Below are 14,576 nucleotides of genomic sequence, written 5' to 3' on the forward strand. Positions count from 1 at the left end.
CGACCGCTTGCGCATCGTCTCCGCGTGCGGTCATGGCGTCCCGGGCCCGCTGCCCGCCTCCGTCTCCTCCGCCCACCGGAGCGCGAGGGCGGTGGCCTTGCGAGAGGCTTCAGCCACCGCTTCGGCCGCGGCCTCCGGGCTCTTGCCGGTGCTCGCCATCGCCGCCGCGTACCCCACCAGGAAGGTGGTCAGCGGCGCGGCGGGCCGGGCGACACCGTGCGCGGCGTCACGGGCGAGGTCGAGCAGAACGTCGGTGTCGACGTCGAGTTCGATGCCCAGTTCGTTCTTGACTGCGGTGATCCATTCGTCCAGCACGGTCCCATGCTCCCTGATCCTCGCCCTGGCGGCAGCAATGTCCTCCCAGGTGTCGCAGTCGAACGAGGCCAGAGGACCGGCCTGAACGCGGGTCACGTTCAGTTCCGACGTCAGCAACCGCAGCGGGAGCCCGGCGAGGCTGCCGTGTTCGGTGGCGATGAGGGCGAGTTCACGGCGGAGTGGTTCGGCCCGGTAGACCGCGACCAACGGCTGTTCCCTGCCGTCCGGATCGGTACACAGCGCACCCTCACGGTCCCCCGGTTCCACAGCGGCCAGCAGCGAGCGGACGGTCGCCTTTGCCAGGAACGGCAGATCCGCCGAGAGCACCAGGACCCTGTCCGCGTCCGTGTGCCGCATGCCGGCGCCGAGCGCGGCCAACGGTCCGCCGCCCTCGGGCACTTCGCGCGTCCACGTGACCGGACGCACCGTGGGCCTGCGACCACCCACCACCACCGTGACCCCGGCGTCGGAGCATACGGCCAGCACCCGGTCGAGCAGCGCTCGGCCGCCCACTCGCAGTCCTGGCTTGTCGGCTCCCCCGAGGCGCTTCGCAGCGCCTCCGGCCAGGACGATGGCGTCATAGGCGGTCATGCTCCCGAGTATGCGGGCCGCTCGCGGCCGACAATCCTCCGGGGACCGAACTCGCGAGACCGGGACCTGGACCTAGGCATGGACCTGGGCCCGGGCATGGGGCCCGGGGGCTGGGCCTCACGGTAGGGCCGCTACAGCGTGCGCAGGAGCATCACCGGCTGTTCCACGCAGTCGGCCACGTACCGCAGGAAGCCACCCGCCGTGCCACCGTCGCAGACCCGGTGGTCGAAGGTGAGCGACAGCTGGACCACCTGGCGGACCGCCAGCTCGCCCTCGTGCACCCAGGGCTTGGGCACAATGCGGCCCACGCCCAGCATGGCTGCCTCCGGGTGATTGATGATGGGGGTCGAGCCGTCGACGCCGAACACCCCGTAGTTGTTCAGCGTGAATGTCCCTCCGGTGAGCTGCGCCGGGGTGAGCCGCCCGTCCCGGGCCGCCTCGGTCAGCCGGGTGATCTCCGCCCCGACCGACTCCACGTTCCTTGTGTGAGCGTCCCGGACCACCGGCACGACCAGGCCGCGCTCCGTCTGGGCGGCGAAGCCGAGGTGGACTCCGGGAAGCCGCACGATCTCCCGGGCCTCGGCATCCACCGTCGAGTTGAGCTCGGGGAACCGCGCGAGGGCCGCCGTGCAGATGCGGGCCAGCAGGGCGAGCACCGACACCTTCGCCCCTCCGGCGGATCCACCCGCGTTCATGGTTCTCCGTGCCGCCATCAGCTCGGTGGCGTCGGCATCGACCCAGCACGTGGCGTCCGGGATCTCGCGCCGGCTGCGTGACAGTTTCTCGGCGACCGCACCGCGGACCCCGCGCAGCGCGATCCGCTCGATCGATGTGTCGGCCTCCGGCCGGGCCGCAGGGGCCGCCGGGGCCGCCCCTACGGTGACTTCTTCACCGGCGGCCTTGATCGCGCTTTCCACGTCGGTACGCAGAATCAGCCCGTCCCGTCCCGTGCCGGTGATCCGCCGGAGATCGAGACCGTGCTGCCGCGCCAGTTTCCGCACCAACGGGGAGATGACGGCGATCGGGCCCTGCGGCTCGACCGCGCCGGTGACCGGAGCCGTCGTCGCCGCATCCAGTGCGTGGAGCGGGGCCTTGGATCCGGCCGAGATCATGCCTGCGGCCGGGGCCGGCTCCGAGGCCGTGGCCGCAGCTGGGACCGGTTCCGAAGCCGTGGCCCGGGCAGGCCTGACTCTGCGCCTACGCGGGGCGGGCGCACCCGTGCCGTAGCCGACCAGCACATTGCCTGACCCGTCAGCGGCGCCCTTTCCGGAGGACTCAGCGCTACCGTCGTCCTGTCCGGAGGGCTCGCCGGAAGGCCTGGGCCTGGTCTCCGGTTCCTCCACCGACCCGACCGCCACAGTCAGCAGCGGGGCGCCGACCGGGAGCTCAGCACCCTCCGCGCCGAACCGCGCCGTCACGACGCCGCCGTAGGGGCAGGGCACCTCGACCATCGCCTTGGCCGTCTCCACCTCGACGACCGGTTGATCGACGGCGACGACGTCGCCGACCTCGACCAGCCAGCGCACGATCTCGGCCTCGGTCAGGCCTTCGCCCAGGTCCGGCAACTTGAATTCGAGTACCTGCGCCATCAGCTGTCGGCCTCCCACTGAAGACGGGCGACCGCGTCTAGCACCCGGTCCACGCCCGGCAGATGGTGCCGCTCCTGCATGGGCGGCGGATAGGGGATGTCGAATCCGGCGACACGCAGGACCGGTGCCTCCAGGTGGTGGAAGCACCGCTCGGTGATCCGCGCCGCGATCTCACCTCCAGGGCCGCCGAAACCGGACGACTCGTGGACCACCACCGCACGTCCCGTGCGGCGCACCGACGCGGCGACGGTCTCGTCGTCGAAGGGAACAAGCGAACGGAGGTCGACCACCTCGAGGTCCCATCCCTCGGCCGTGGCGGCCTCGGCTGCCTCCAGGCACACGGGGAGAGACGGACCGTAGGTGATCAGGGTCGCGCTGCGCCCGGGACGCCGGACCACGGCACGCCCGATCGGCTCGACGGCAGCCGGAGCGTCCGGAGACCAGTCGGCCTTGGACCAGTAGAGCCTTTTCGGCTCCAGGAACACCACCGGATCGTCGGAGGCGATCGACTCCCGCAGAAGTCCGTACGCGTCGTCGACCGTGGCCGGCATGACGACATGCAGGCCGGGGGTCGCCATGTAGTACGCCTCCGAGGAGTCGCTGTGGTGCTCGACCCCACCGATCCCGCCGCCGTACGGCACCCTCACCGTGATGGGCAGCGGCATGGCTCCGCCCGTACGGTTCCGCATCTTGGCGACGTGGCTGACCAGCTGCTCGAACGCCGGATACGCGAACGCGTCGAACTGCATCTCCACCACGGGCCGCAGCCCGTACATCGCCATACCAACGGCCGCGCCGAGGATGCCCGCCTCGGCCAGTGGTGTGTCCGTGCAGCGGTCGTCGCCGAACTCCTTCGCCAGACCGTCGGTGACGCGGAAGACGCCGCCGAGCGTGCCGACGTCCTCCCCGAGGACGTGAACCGTCGGGTCCTGCGCCATCGAGTCGCGCAGCGCCCGTCCGAGCGCCTGCGCCATCGTGGCCGGCTTCGTCCTGCCGGTCCGCCCACCGGCCGTCGCAGCAGCGGTGGTCATCGCCCCTCCTCCGCGCCGTGCTCGGCGTCCAGCTCGTCCCGTAGCTGGGCCGCCTGCTCCCGCAGCTGGCCGGTCTGCTCCTCGTAGACATGGGAGAACAGATCCATCGGGTCGAGTACCGGGTCGGCGTTCATCTGCTCCCGCAGCCCCTCCGCCATCCGTTCCGCTGCCTCCCGCACCCGCGCGATGCCGTCCTCGTCCAACAGGCCGCGCCCGGTCAGTTCCCGTTCGAGGAGCCTGATCGGATCATGCGCGCGCCAGGCCTCGACCTCGCTGTCGCCCCGGTAACGGGTGGCGTCGTCGGCGTTCGTATGGGCGTCCATGCGGTAGGTGACCGCCTCCACCAGCGTCGGACCCTCACCTCTCCTGGCCCGTGTCACCGCCTCGCTCAGCACCTGATGCATCGCGGGTGCGTCGTTGCCGTCGACCAGGCGTCCCGGCATCCCGTATCCCACGGCCTTGTGAGCCAGGGATGGCGCCGCGGTCTGCTTGGCCAGGGGCACGGAGATCGCGAAGCCGTTGTTCTGCACGAGGAACACGACCGGGGCCCGCCAGACGGCCGCGAAATTCAGCGCCTCGTGGAAATCGCCCTCGCTGGTCCCGCCGTCGCCGACCATCGCGAGGGCGACCACGTCGTCGCCCTTCAGACGCGCCGCGTGTGCCAGCCCGACGGCATGCGGCAACTGGGTGGCCAGGGGAGTGCACAGCGGGGCGATGCGGTGCTCACGCGGGTCGTAACCGGTGTGCCGGTCCCCCCGCAGCAATGTCAGTGCCTCGACGGGGTCCAGCCCGCGCGCCACCGCGGCCAGGGTGTCGCGATAGCTGGGAAAGAGCCAGTCCCGGTCCTCCAGTACGAGCGCCGCGGCGATCTCACCCGCCTCCTGACCGGTGCTCGACGGATACACCGCGAGTCTTCCCTGTTTGGTCAGTGCGGTGGCCTGCGCGTTGTACCGGCGACCGCGCACCAGCTCGGCGTAGAGCCTCAGCAGCAGCTCGGGGTCGGTGCCGGCCGCGGCGTCCGTGCCGAGCACGCGGTACGGCTCGGGGTCCGGGAGCAGCGGCGCGGGATCGGTGAGCGGCTTCCAGGCCGGGGGCGGCGTGGGCCGGTAGGCGGCTGCGCCGGGCAGCTCCTGGACCGTCATGACAAGCGCCTCCTGGCATCGACATGTATCGAGGTCATCGAAATCTGCAGGTATGTCGGGGCACGGGCAGGGACCGGTGTGGTGTGCCTCACCTACCGATTGTTCGGTCGTGGGCGCAATTTGGCTACAGGCACCCTCAGCCTGTGGACAAACGGTTCTCCACAGCCTGGGATAGGGGCAGGTCGTCCACAACAGGGAGGCGCGGGCAGATGCCGGCTGAACAAATGGCCGATGCGGGCGGGGAGCCGGTCCGCACTCCGCCCGCACGACCGCTGGATTCCACCGACCACGCCATCCTTCGCATCCTCCGGACGGATGGCCGCGCCTCGATACGGGCCGTCGCAGAACGTGTACACGTCTCGCGGGCCAATGCCTACGCCCGGATCAACAGGCTCGTCGAGGACGGCGTGATCCGCGGCTTCAGCGCACGCGTGAATCACGAACGTGCGGGACAGGCCGCCTCCGCCTACATCACTCTCAAGATCGTGCAGAATTCGTGGCGCACCGTCCGTGAGCAGCTTCTGGCCCTCCCGGGCGCCACCCACATCGCACTGGTCAGCGGCGACTTCGACGTCCTGCTCCTGGTGCACACGCCGGACAACCAGGCGCTGCGTGAACTGGTCCTCACGAGGATCCAGGCCATACCCGAGGTGCTGTCCACCCGCACGCTGCTGGTGTTCGAGGAGACCGACCTCGGACCGCGCCCGGACCGCCCGGCCGAGCTCACCTGAGGTCTCCCGCCGGGGTCAGCCGGCCCGCATCCCGTCGAAGGCGAGCCGGACCACCGTGTCGGCGAGCTGCTCCGCCTCGGGAGAGCCGCCCGGCTGCGGCCGGTACCACTCGACCAGCGAGTTCACCATGCCGAAGAGCAGCCGGGTCGCCAGACGTATGTCCACGTCCGCTCGGAGGTCCCCGTCCATCACAGCGGCCTTGAGCAGCTCGGACACCCGCTGGTCGAACTCGCGCCGGCGCTCCAGGGCCCAGCACTCCGTCTCCGTGTTGCCGCGCACGCGCAGCAGCAGCGTGACGTACGGCAGCTCGGCCATGAGCACCTCGACCGTACGGCGCGTGACGTACTCGACCCGGGCGATCGCCCGCCCCTGTATCGCCCCGGGCTCGTCGAGGATCGCGAAGAGCTCGTCGAGGGCCCGGCTCACCGCGCGCCGCAGAAGTTCTTCCTTGCCCGCCACGTGGTGGTAGATGGACGACTTGGAGATGCCCGCCGCCTTGGAGAGGTGCTCCATGGACGTTCCGTCGTAACCGCGCTCGTTGAAAACACGGACGGCAACGGTCAGGAGTGTCTCCGGGGTGTACGTGTCCCGCTTGGCCGTGGTCATGACCGCGATCCTCCCCCATGAGTTGTCCACAGGTTCTTTGGGGCCCCTTGTCCCGACCGATCGTTCGGTTACTCTAACTCCGTCAGCACATCCCTGCCCGGCTCGTCGAGGAGTTGGTCCGTCATGGCCGCCGAGCTTTCCCCCGAGAAGCTGTCCGAGATCCACCGCCCGACGCTCGACCAGGCCCTCGAGGCGATCCGCACGCGCGCCTACTGGTCCCCGCACCCCGAGCACCCGAAGGCCTACGGTGAGGGAGGCCTGCCCGGCAGCCTCGGCGCGGCCGAAGGCAAGGCCGCGTTCGACGCCGTGCTCAACACCCGTCTGGATCTCGCCCAGCCCGGCACCGACGGCTGGACGGGCGGAGAGATCTCGCCTTACGGGCCCGAGCTCGGCGTCGAGTATCCGCACTCCGACCCGGACGTCCTGCTTCCCGCCATGAGTGCCGCCATGGGCTCCTGGCGCGCGGCCGGACCCGAGACGAGGGCCCTGGTCTGCCTGGAGATCCTCGCCCGGATCAGTGCGCGCACGCACGAGCTGGCCCACGCCGTGATGCACACCAGCGGGCAGGCCTTCGTGATGGCTTTCCAGGCGGGCGGCCCGCACGCCCAGGACCGCGGCCTGGAGGCCGTCGCGTACGCGTACGCGGAGCAGACACGGACACCACGCAGCGCCGACTGGTCCAAACCCCAGGGGAAGCGCGACCCGCTGCAGCTGCACAAGTCGTACACGGCAGCCGGACGCGGCGTCTCCCTGCTGATCGGCTGCAACACCTTCCCCACGTGGAACGGCTACCCCGGCCTGTTCGCCTCGCTCGCGACCGGCAATCCGGTGCTGGTCAAGCCACACCCACGAGCGGTCCTGCCACTGGCTCTCACCGTCCAGCTGGCGCGGGAGGCGCTGGCGGAGGCCGGTTTCGACCCGAATCTGGTCGCCCTGGCCGTGGAGCGCCCAGGCGAGGGCATTGCCAAGACCCTCGCGGTACGCCCCGAGATCAAGATCATCGACTACACGGGCTCCACCGCCTTCGGCGACTGGCTGGAGACCAACGCCCGGCAGGCCCAGGTCTACACGGAGAAGGCCGGCGTCAACACGATCGTCCTCGACTCCACGGACAACTACCGGGGCATGCTCTCCAATCTGGCCTTCTCGCTCTCCCTCTACAGCGGTCAGATGTGCACCACCCCGCAGAATCTGCTCATCCCGCGCGAAGGCATCACGACCGACGCGGGCGCCAAGTCCTACGAGGACGTGGTGGCGGACATCGCCGAGGCGGTGAACGGTCTCCTCGGCGACGACGCCCGGGCCAACGGGCTGCTCGGCGCCCTGGTGAATCCGGACGTGAAGGCGCGGCTCGAAGGGGCAGCGGCCCTGGGTGACGTCGCGCTCGCCTCGCGTCCGGTGACCAACCCCGATTTCCCTGACGCCGTGGTCCGTACGCCGCTCCTCGTCAAGCTCGACGGCGCGAAGCGCGACGACGGGGCGGCCTTCCTCTCGGAGTGCTTCGGCCCGGTCTCGTTCGCGGTCGCCGTCGACTCGACCGCTGACGCGCTGGACCTGCTGCGGCGCACGGTCCGCGAGAAGGGCGCGATGACCGTCGGCGCTTACACCACCTCGCCCGAGGTGGAACGCGCGGTGGAGGACGTCTGCCTCGACGAATCGGCTCAGCTCTCGCTGAATCTCACCGGCGGCGTGTACGTCAACCAGACGGCGGCCTTCTCCGACTTCCACGGTTCTGGAGGCAACCCGGCCGCCAATGCGGCGCTCTGCGACGGAGCGTTCGTGTCCAACCGCTTCCGGGTGGTGGAGGTCCGCCGCCAGGCCTGAACGAGGTCACGGCCGGAGGCCGGGGACCCGTCCGGTGGAGCGGGCAGCCGGTGGGGCGGGGGCTGCTCCACCGGTCATCGCTCGCGTGGATCGGGAACGTCCGCGTAGCGCTGCACCCAGGCGTGCATGGCGATGGCGGCCGCCGCACCGGCGTTGATCGACCGCGTCGAGCCGAACTGCGCGATCGAGCACACCATCGAGGCGTGCTCGCGCGCTTCCTCGGTCAGCCCGGGCCCCTCCTGGCCGAAGAGCAGCACACACCGGCGCGGAAGTTCCGTCCGTTCCAGCGGCACGGCTCCGGGAAGATTGTCGATCCCGATGATGGGCAGCCCCTCGGCCTCCGCCCAGGCGGTCAGGTCCGCCGTGTCCGGGTGGTGGCGCACATGCTGGTAGCGGTCCGTGACCATCGCCCCCCGCCGGTTCCACCGGCGCCGGCCCACGATGTGGATCTCCTTGGCGAGGAAGGCGTTAGCGGTCCGCACCACCGAGCCGATGTTGAAATCATGGCCCCAGTTCTCCACGGCCACATGGAAGTCGTGCCGCCGCAGGTCGAGATCGGCGACGATCGCCTCCCGCGTCCAGTACCGGTAGCCGTCGCCGACGTTGCGCCGGTCACCGTGGGCGAGGAGGCCCGGATCGTAGCGCTCGCCCTCGGGCCAGGGCAGCGGGTGCGGCCCTACGCCGACCGGGGCGCCGTAGCCGTCGTCGTACTGGATCGGTTCCGCGGTGGGATCGGGCTCGGCCGCCGCCCGGGGCTCTTCGGTACTGCCGGTCTCGCTGGTCACCCGACGAGCGTATGGCCCCTGTCATCGCCGCCGTGCGCGGCCTCCCCGTCGTCCCTCCTCGGCCGCCGCTGCCCGGGAAGCCGTAGCCGGCCCGCCGTCCGGGAGAGAAGGCCCTCACGGGCCTGCGAAACCCGGCCTCCCAGCCACATCAGGAAGACCGTCGGCAGAAAGACCGCGTCGGCAGCGATCATCGCCATGGAGAAGAAGGGAAGTCCGAGAAGCACCGAGATTCCGGCGTGCTCGCCGATCATCACGACGAGCAGCACGTTCTTGACCCGCCGGTTGAACAGCGTGAAGGGAAAGGCGACCTGCACGATCACCGTGGCATACGTCAACACCATGACCACCAGGGCGCTGGACGCGATGAGGCCGGACAGCTGGGGCCACGGGGTGAAGTAGTCCAGTTTGAGCGGGTAGTAGATCGCGGTGCCGTCCTGCCAGCGGGAGCCCTGGATCTTGTACCAGCCCGCAGTCGCGTAGATGAGGCACACCTCGGCCATGATCACGAGAAAAGCGGCGTTGTGGGCCAGGTTGGCCAGGACGTCGGACAGGATCCGCAGCTCGTGGTCCGGTGCGTAACGGTTCAGGGCCCACCAGGCACCGTTGCCGAGCCACAGCACCCAGAGGAGGGAAGGCAGCCACCACGTGCCGCCGAGTCCTCCCATGACAGTTGCGGGCAGGAGAACGCAGCCGAGCACCCCCCAGAGAGCCGGGCCCGCGACGTCACGGGCCGACCGGCCTTCCTCGACGGGACGAGCGGCGTTCCTCGACGCGCGGCGAGCGTCCAGGGACCAGACCCGCGCGCAGCGGGTCAGCACCAGGTAGACCGCCATCAGGTGAATGACGTTGTCGCCGCCGTCCCCCATGAAGATGCTGCGGTTCTGCAGGGACAGGACACCGGCCATGAACAGGACGGACGTGCCCCGGGTCCGCCAGCCGATCATCAGCAGCGCGGCAGACACCAGCGTGAGCGCGTACACGGTCTCGAACCAGATCGCGGCGTCCGACCACATCAGGACGGTGAAGGCGTCGTTGTTGGTGATGAGCCGACGCGCCATGTCCCAGCTCCACGGCCCGTCCGGGCCGTACAGCTCGTGGCGGTGGGGCAGCTCGCGCAACAGGAACAGCAGGTAGGTGGCGGAGACACCGATCCGGACGACGGCGCTCTGGTAGGGACCGAGGGATGAGGCGGTGACGCGCTGGACGGCCGCGGACAGCGCGCGGCCCGCGGTTCCGGCGCTCTCCCGGACGGGGGCACGGGAGCTCATCCCTCCGCCTTCCCGGCCTGCGAGGACTGTTTTTCCGCCGCCGCTCCGGGAAGATCGGACGTGGTGACGGTCCACCATGGGAGTTCTCTGTACTCCGCCCGAGTGCTGATCTTCTCGTCACTCCATGCCGGGGCCCCCACGGAACGTACGGCGGACCGCACCTGGATGCGCTCGACCGTGCCGCCGTATCCCTCCTCGGCAAGGCGCAGCATGACGATGCGGCGGATATAGCGCTCGGACAGCTCACCGCGCAAGCCGTTGGGGTGGTTCTCGCTGTCATGGGACCCGCTGTAGAAGTCCCAGGCGCGGCGCAACTCGTTCTGGTCGACATGGCTGGGAAGAAGGCTGCCGCGGATCGACTCGCCATCGTCTCGTGAGAGATCCATCCAGCGCGTGATGTCACTGCCGTCAGCACCGTCGTCGGCGATCTCCGCCCGCACGTGCACGGAGATGTTCTGCTGAAGCGGATTGGGGGCGAACAACTTCCAGTTCTGCTCGAACTCGGGAAACACCCAGTCGTCGACCACCTCGCCGTGCTGCTTCGTCAGCGTGTTGGACGGCGCGACGTGCAGAAAGATCATCGCGATGTGTGCGCAGGCCACCACTCCCAGGACGGAAAGCGCCAGCGCCGCCACGATCTGGTACGGAAGCGAGAGCGCGGCCATACCGACGCCCCGGCGGTTCCCGGCCGGTCCCGGTACCGAACGGGGCGGTGTGTCGCACGGCGTCGCGTCGGTCCGGCCCGGCGGAACACCGGCCCCGGCCTCCGGTATCCCGGGCGGTTCCGACTCCGCGGCCTGATCCCCGTACGGGCGGTTCGTCACACCGGGCCAGGCGAGCTTCTTCTCATCTCCGGTGCGCCCACCGTGGTCCGCATCCATCCCGCCCCGATCACCGTCGATCACCACTCAGTTATCCACAGGGTTGACACCCTACGGGCCCCCGACTCACCATTGAAGCCAAGGAACCGAACGATCGGTCGGTAGGGAGCCCGGGATGGCGGCAGTGACTGCGGACCAGACGACGCAGGGAACAGCAGGCACGGTGGACGAAGCGGCAGCAGGGCGACTCGCGTCCTTCGACGCCGCCGTGGCGGCCGACGACCGGATCGAGCCGCGGGACTGGATGCCCGACGCCTACCGGGCCACGTTGATCCGCCAGATGGCCCAGCACGCGCATTCCGAGATCATCGGCATGCAGCCCGAAGCCAACTGGATCTCACGGGCTCCCTCGCTGCGCCGCAAAGCCATTCTGATGGCCAAGGTCCAGGACGAGGCGGGACACGGCCTCTATCTGTACAGCGCGGCGGAGACCCTGGGCACCAGCCGCGAGGAGCTCCTCGACAAACTGCACGCCGGTCGGCAGCGCTATTCCTCGATCTTCAACTACCCCACGCTGACCTGGGCGGACGTAGGTGCGATCGGCTGGCTGGTGGACGGCGCCGCTATCACCAACCAGGTACCGCTCTGCCGCTGCTCCTACGGCCCCTACGCGCGGGCGATGGTCCGGATCTGCAAGGAGGAGTCCTTCCACCAGCGCCAGGGGTTCGAACTGCTTCTCGCCCTCAGCCGGGGCACCCCTGCCCAGCACGAGATGGCGCAGGACGCGGTGAACCGGTGGTGGTGGCCCTCCCTGATGATGTTCGGCCCGCCCGACGACGCCTCGTCGCACTCTGCACAGTCGACGGCCTGGAAGATCAAACGGCACTCCAACGACGAACTGCGCCGCCGTTTCGTCGACATCTGTGTGCCGCAGGCACAGGCGCTGGGTCTCGATCTACCCGACCCTGACATCCGGTGGAACGAGGAGCTCGGACAACACGACTACGGAGCCATCGACTGGGCGGAGTTCCAGGAAGTCCTCAAGGGCAACGGTCCCTGCAACGAGCAACGGCTCACCCAGCGGCGCACGGCTCACGAGGAAGGCGCCTGGGTCCGTGACGCGGCAGCGGCGTATGCAGAAAAGCACGCGGTACGGCCCGGAACAGCCGGGACGACCGCTCAGCCCGGGGAGGCGACCGCATGAGCAGCTCGACCGACTGGCCTCTGTGGGAGGTGTTCGTGCGCTCCCGGCGCGGGCTGTCCCACACCCACGCGGGCAGCCTGCACGCGCCGGACGCCGAGATGGCCCTGCGCAACGCCCGTGATCTGTACACGCGCCGTTCCGAAGGTGTGTCCCTCTGGGTGGTGCCCTCCACGGCTGTCACAGCCTCCTCCCCCGACGAGAAGGACTCGTTCTTCGAACCCGCCGGCGACAAGCCCTACCGTCACCCCACGTTCTACGAAATCCCTGAGGGGGTGAAGCACCTGTGACCGCGGCCCTCGCCCTGGGCGACGACGCGCTGGTGCTCTCGCACCGACTGGGGGAGTGGGCGGGTCACGCCCCGGTCCTGGAAGAGGAGGTGGCCCTGGCCAACATCGCTCTGGACCTGCTGGGGCAGGCCAGACTGCTTCTCTCGTCCGTAGGGGACGAGGACCAACTGGCCTACCTTCGTGAGGAACGGGCCTTCCGCAACGTCCAGCTGGTGGAGCAGCCGAACGGCGACTTCGCCCACACCATCGCCCGCCAGCTCTACTTCTCCGTCTACCAGCACCTTCTGTACGCCGAGCTGGCCACCGGAGTGGGCGAGTTCGCGGATCTCGCGGCCAAGGCCGTCAAGGAGGTGGCCTACCACCGGGACCACGCGGAGCAGTGGGTCCTGCGACTCGGTGACGGCACCACGGAGAGTCATACACGCATGCAGCTCGCCCTGGACGCACTGTGGCGGTTCACCGGCGAGCTGTTCGAACCCGTCGAGGGAGTCGACGTCGACTTCCCCGCCCTGCGCGACAACTGGCTGGCCGCCGTCACCTCCGTGGTGAGCCGGGCCACGCTGACCCTCCCGTCGGGGCCGCAGGCCGGGGCCTGGGCCGCCGGAGCGGGCCGCCAGGGCCTGCACACCGAACCGTTCGGGCGGATGCTCGCCGAGATGCAACATCTGCACCGCAGTCACCCGGGGGCGTCATGGTGACCACCGAGACGCCGCTGGAAGCTGAGCTCCACCGGCTGGCAGGCGCCGTGCCCGACCCCGAGCTGCCGGTCCTCACCTTGGACGAGCTCGGCGTACTGCGCGGAGTAAGGGTGGACGGGCCGGACAAGGTCACCGTACGGCTCACGCCGACGTACACCGGCTGTCCGGCCATCGAGGCCATGTCCGCCGATATCAAACGAGTGCTGCATGACCGCGGTATCGGGGAGGTCTCCGTGGTCACGGTCCTCGCACCCGCATGGTCGACGGACGACATCAGTGACGAGGGGCGCCGCAAGCTCGCGGAGTTCGGCATAGCACCGCCGCGTCCGGGGAGCGGCCCGGAAGGGCCGGTCCCTCTGACGCTCTCGGTGCGCTGCCCGCATTGCGGTTCCACCGACACCGAGTTGCTCAGCCGCTTCTCCTCCACGGCGTGCAAGGCCCTGCGCCGCTGCGTCACGTGCCGCGAACCTTTCGATCACTTCAAGGAGTTGTAGGTGTTCCATCCGCTCCGGGTCAGCGCGATCGAACGAATCACGGACGACGCGGTGGCCGTCACGTTCGCCGTCCCAGCCGAACTGCGCGAGACCTTCCGCCACACCCCCGGCCAGCACCTCAACGTGCGCTACAGCGTCGACGGCCAGGAGATCCGACGGTCGTACTCCATCTGCGCTCCTGCCACCGAAAAGCCGGGCGAGCCCCTGGTCCGGGTAGGCATCCGTATGGTCGACGGAGGTGCGTTCTCGACGTACGCCATCAAGGAGCTGACGGTCGGCGACCAGGTCGAGGCGATGGCTCCGACGGGTCGGTTCGTCCTCGATCCTCGCCCTGGCCTCTTCGCCGCCATCGTCGGCGGCAGTGGCATCACACCCGTGCTCTCTATGGCCGCCACGCTGCTTTCACGGGAACCCCTGGCACGTTTCTGCCTGGTCCGCAGCGACCGGACGGCTGCGTCGACGATGTTCCTCGACGAGGTGGCGGACCTCAAGGACCGCTACCCCGACCGCTTCCAGCTGGTGACCGCGCTTTCTCGGGAGGAGCAGGCTGCGGGGCTTCCCTCGGGCCGGCTCGACCGCGAGCGCCTCACCGCGCTACTGCCCGCACTCCTGCCGGTGCCCGACGTGGACGGGTGGTTCCTCTGCGGGCCGTTGGGCCTGGTCAAGGGAGCGGAGGACGCGCTGCGCGCACTCGGCGCCGACCGTGCCCGTATTCACCAGGAGATCTTCCATGTCACCGACGAGGCGACGGCTGTGCCTGCGGCCGCCCGGGTAGCAGCTCCGTCGGAGAGCACGCTCACGGCGACACTCGACGGGCGGTCGGGCAGTTGGCCCGTCCAGGACGGTGAATCGCTGCTGGACACGGTGCTGCGAAGCCGCTCGGACGCTCCGTACGCGTGCAAGGGAGGGGTGTGCGGGACCTGCCGGGCCTTCCTCGTCTCGGGGGACGTACGGATGGACCGCAACTTCGCACTGGAACCGGAGGAGACCGGGGCCGGCTTCGTTCTCGCCTGCCAGTCACACCCACTCACCCCGGAGGTCGAGCTCGACTTCGACCGCTGACGTCCCCCACCACGCCCTGCCCGGCCATCGCTCCAGAAGAAGCACCTGTCGTCGGCCGACGCCGGGCGCACAGCGGCCGAAGCCCCGGTACGCCCGGTCCCGCCCTGTAACCGGTACGAGCAGCGGCC

The 14,576-nt window shown here is 69.7% G+C and carries 15 protein-coding genes; 7 read left to right on the top strand and 8 right to left on the bottom strand.

The genetic code is table 11. From position 1 onward, the window contains the following. Nucleotides 1-30 precede the first annotated feature (30 nt). The 4 genes from ACHFIV_RS31560 to pdhA form a co-directional block, all read right to left on the bottom strand. Complete coding sequence (locus ACHFIV_RS31560; RefSeq protein WP_398976080.1) at nucleotides 31-906, bottom strand: NTP transferase domain-containing protein; 876 nt, start codon at nucleotides 904-906, stop codon at nucleotides 31-33. A 131-nt stretch (nucleotides 907-1,037) separates the two neighbouring features. Next, the gene (locus ACHFIV_RS31565; protein ID WP_398976082.1) at nucleotides 1,038-2,495 is read right to left on the bottom strand and encodes a dihydrolipoamide acetyltransferase family protein; all 1,458 of its coding nucleotides are present in this window, start codon (nucleotides 2,493-2,495) and stop codon (nucleotides 1,038-1,040) included. Beyond that, the gene (locus ACHFIV_RS31570; protein WP_398976083.1) at nucleotides 2,495-3,526 is read right to left on the bottom strand and encodes an alpha-ketoacid dehydrogenase subunit beta; all 1,032 of its coding nucleotides are present in this window, start codon (nucleotides 3,524-3,526) and stop codon (nucleotides 2,495-2,497) included. Before ACHFIV_RS31570 ends, ACHFIV_RS31565 begins: the two co-directional genes overlap by 1 nt. Further along, nucleotides 3,523-4,668 carry a pyruvate dehydrogenase (acetyl-transferring) E1 component subunit alpha gene (gene pdhA, locus ACHFIV_RS31575; protein ID WP_398976085.1) on the bottom strand — a complete coding sequence of 382 codons (1,146 nt, stop codon included), beginning with the start codon at nucleotides 4,666-4,668 and terminating at the stop codon, nucleotides 3,523-3,525. The genes ACHFIV_RS31570 and pdhA overlap by 4 nt, the downstream gene beginning before the upstream one ends. A 209-nt stretch (nucleotides 4,669-4,877) precedes the next feature. Here pdhA and ACHFIV_RS31580 point away from each other — a divergent pair, with 209 nt between their 5' ends. Beyond that, nucleotides 4,878-5,399, top strand: coding sequence for an Lrp/AsnC family transcriptional regulator (locus ACHFIV_RS31580; protein WP_398976087.1), 522 nt, complete (start codon nucleotides 4,878-4,880; stop codon nucleotides 5,397-5,399). 15 nt (nucleotides 5,400-5,414) lie between these two features. Here ACHFIV_RS31580 and ACHFIV_RS31585 read toward each other — a convergent pair whose 3' ends face one another. Further along, entirely contained in the window at nucleotides 5,415-6,005 is a 591-nt protein-coding gene (locus tag ACHFIV_RS31585) for a TetR/AcrR family transcriptional regulator (RefSeq protein ID WP_398976088.1), read from the bottom strand. Nucleotides 6,006-6,128: 123 nt separating this feature from the next. Here ACHFIV_RS31585 and paaN point away from each other — a divergent pair, with 123 nt between their 5' ends. Then, the gene (paaN, locus tag ACHFIV_RS31590; RefSeq protein WP_398976090.1) at nucleotides 6,129-7,829 is read left to right on the top strand and encodes a phenylacetic acid degradation protein PaaN; all 1,701 of its coding nucleotides are present in this window, start codon (nucleotides 6,129-6,131) and stop codon (nucleotides 7,827-7,829) included. A 74-nt stretch (nucleotides 7,830-7,903) separates the two neighbouring features. On the opposite strand, the gene ACHFIV_RS31595 is transcribed toward paaN, so the two are convergent. Genes ACHFIV_RS31595 through ACHFIV_RS31605 form a run of 3 tightly spaced genes read right to left on the bottom strand, consistent with a single transcriptional unit; the run spans nucleotide 7,904 to nucleotide 10,763 of the window. After that, nucleotides 7,904-8,614: a TrmH family RNA methyltransferase gene (locus tag ACHFIV_RS31595; RefSeq protein ID WP_398976092.1), complete on the bottom strand. Its 711-nt coding sequence runs from the start codon at nucleotides 8,612-8,614 to the stop codon at nucleotides 7,904-7,906. Then, nucleotides 8,611-9,882, bottom strand: a complete 1,272-nt coding sequence (locus ACHFIV_RS31600; protein WP_398976093.1) for an HTTM domain-containing protein — start codon at nucleotides 9,880-9,882, stop codon at nucleotides 8,611-8,613. Before ACHFIV_RS31600 ends, ACHFIV_RS31595 begins: the two co-directional genes overlap by 4 nt. Beyond that, nucleotides 9,879-10,763, bottom strand: coding sequence for a DUF5819 family protein (locus tag ACHFIV_RS31605; RefSeq protein ID WP_398976095.1), 885 nt, complete (start codon nucleotides 10,761-10,763; stop codon nucleotides 9,879-9,881). Before ACHFIV_RS31605 ends, ACHFIV_RS31600 begins: the two co-directional genes overlap by 4 nt. A 115-nt stretch (nucleotides 10,764-10,878) precedes the next feature. Between ACHFIV_RS31605 and paaA the strand changes: the two genes are divergently transcribed. Genes paaA through ACHFIV_RS31630 form a run of 5 tightly spaced genes read left to right on the top strand, consistent with a single transcriptional unit; the run spans nucleotide 10,879 to nucleotide 14,448 of the window. Next, complete coding sequence (gene paaA / locus ACHFIV_RS31610) at nucleotides 10,879-11,907, top strand: 1,2-phenylacetyl-CoA epoxidase subunit PaaA (RefSeq protein WP_398976097.1); 1,029 nt, start codon at nucleotides 10,879-10,881, stop codon at nucleotides 11,905-11,907. Beyond that, on the top strand, nucleotides 11,904-12,194 hold the full coding sequence (gene paaB, locus ACHFIV_RS31615; RefSeq protein ID WP_398976099.1) for a 1,2-phenylacetyl-CoA epoxidase subunit PaaB: 291 nt from the start codon (nucleotides 11,904-11,906) through the stop codon (nucleotides 12,192-12,194). The genes paaA and paaB overlap by 4 nt, the downstream gene beginning before the upstream one ends. Then, nucleotides 12,191-12,892, top strand: coding sequence for a 1,2-phenylacetyl-CoA epoxidase subunit PaaC (gene paaC / locus ACHFIV_RS31620; protein WP_398976101.1), 702 nt, complete (start codon nucleotides 12,191-12,193; stop codon nucleotides 12,890-12,892). Before paaB ends, paaC begins: the two co-directional genes overlap by 4 nt. Further along, entirely contained in the window at nucleotides 12,886-13,386 is a 501-nt protein-coding gene (paaD, locus tag ACHFIV_RS31625) for a 1,2-phenylacetyl-CoA epoxidase subunit PaaD (protein WP_398976103.1), read from the top strand. The genes paaC and paaD overlap by 7 nt, the downstream gene beginning before the upstream one ends. Further along, entirely contained in the window at nucleotides 13,387-14,448 is a 1,062-nt protein-coding gene (locus ACHFIV_RS31630) for a 2Fe-2S iron-sulfur cluster-binding protein (RefSeq protein WP_398976105.1), read from the top strand. Nucleotides 14,449-14,576: the final 128 nt, after the last annotated feature.

Origin of the sequence: Streptomyces sp. ALB3 (assembly GCF_044385685.1) — a bacterium.
In the GTDB taxonomy this organism is placed as follows: domain Bacteria; phylum Actinomycetota; class Actinomycetes; order Streptomycetales; family Streptomycetaceae; genus Streptomyces.